1 protein-coding gene is annotated in these 1,363 nt (G+C 55.3%); it reads left to right on the forward strand.

Features of this window, described 5'->3' with window-relative positions; all coding sequences use genetic code 11:
* Positions 1–22 precede the first annotated feature (22 nt).
* Positions 23–1,246, forward strand: a complete 1,224-nt coding sequence (gene tuf, locus A3709_RS19630; RefSeq protein ID WP_066058696.1) for an elongation factor Tu — start codon at positions 23–25, stop codon at positions 1,244–1,246.
* The last annotated feature ends 117 nt before the right edge of the window (positions 1,247–1,363 follow it).

The following is a 1,363-nucleotide window of genomic DNA, read 5'->3' on the forward strand; positions in this document are numbered from 1 at the left end:
CATTTTAGAGAGGAGCCTGGTAATGGCAAAAGAAACGTTTGAACGTACTAAGCCCCACGTAAACGTGGGCACCATCGGTCACGTTGACCACGGTAAAACTACCCTGACAGCGGCCCTGACCCGCGTATGCTCCGAAGTATGGGGCGGCGACGCGGTAGCCTTCGACGGTATCGACAACGCACCTGAAGAGAAAGAGCGTGGCATCACCATCGCGACTTCTCACGTTGAGTACGACTCTCCGATTCGTCACTACGCGCACGTTGACTGCCCCGGACACGCTGACTACGTGAAGAACATGATTACCGGTGCTGCGCAGATGGACGGCGCGATCCTGGTTTGTGGTGCTACTGACGGCCCCATGCCCCAGACTCGTGAGCACATCCTGCTGTCTCGTCAGGTAGGCGTACCTTACATCGTTGTATTCCTGAACAAGGCTGACCTGCTCGCAGAAGACTGTGGCGGCGCCGACACCGAAGAATACGAAGAGATGAAAGAGCTGGTTGAAATGGAGCTGCGTGAGCTGCTGGACCAGTACGAATTCCCCGGTGACGACACTCCGATCATCTGTGGTTCCGCGCTGATGGCGCTGAACGGCGAAGACGAGAACGAGCTGGGCACCACTGCCGTTAAGACTCTGGTAGAGACTCTGGATTCTTACATCCCTGAGCCCGAGCGTGCCGTTGACGGTGCCTTCCTGATGCCGGTTGAAGACGTATTCTCCATCTCCGGTCGCGGTACTGTAGTAACTGGTCGTGTTGAGCGTGGCATCATCAAGGTTGGTGAAGAGATCGAGATCGTTGGTATCAAGGACACTCAGACCACTACCTGTACTGGTGTTGAGATGTTCCGCAAGCTGCTGGACGAAGGTCGTGCGGGTGAGAACGTAGGTATTCTGCTGCGTGGCACCAAGCGCGACGAAGTTGAGCGTGGCCAGGTGCTGTCCAAGCCCGGTTCTGTAAACCCTCACACCAAGTTTGAAGCTGAGGTTTACATTCTGTCCAAGGAAGAAGGCGGTCGTCACACTCCTTTCTTCAAGGGCTACCGTCCGCAGTTCTACTTCCGTACTACTGACGTAACTGGTGCATGTGAACTGCCCGAAGGCGTTGAGATGGTAATGCCTGGTGACAACGTACAGATGGTTGCCACTCTGATCGCTCCGATTGCGATGGAAGATGGCCTGCGCTTCGCGATCCGTGAAGGTGGTCGTACTGTTGGCGCTGGTGTTGTAGCCAAGATCATCGAGTAATCGATATCGCGTCTGCCCTTGCCTTACGGTGAGGGCCTTAAAGAGCCCGGCCTTTGTGTCGGGCTTTCTTGTTTTGGTTTTGGCTAATCTATCCGCCACGGAACTGGCGAGGAGATT

Origin of the sequence: Halioglobus sp. HI00S01 (genome assembly GCF_001635445.1) — a bacterium.
Classification (GTDB): Bacteria; Pseudomonadota; Gammaproteobacteria; order Pseudomonadales; family Halieaceae; genus Halioglobus; species Halioglobus japonicus.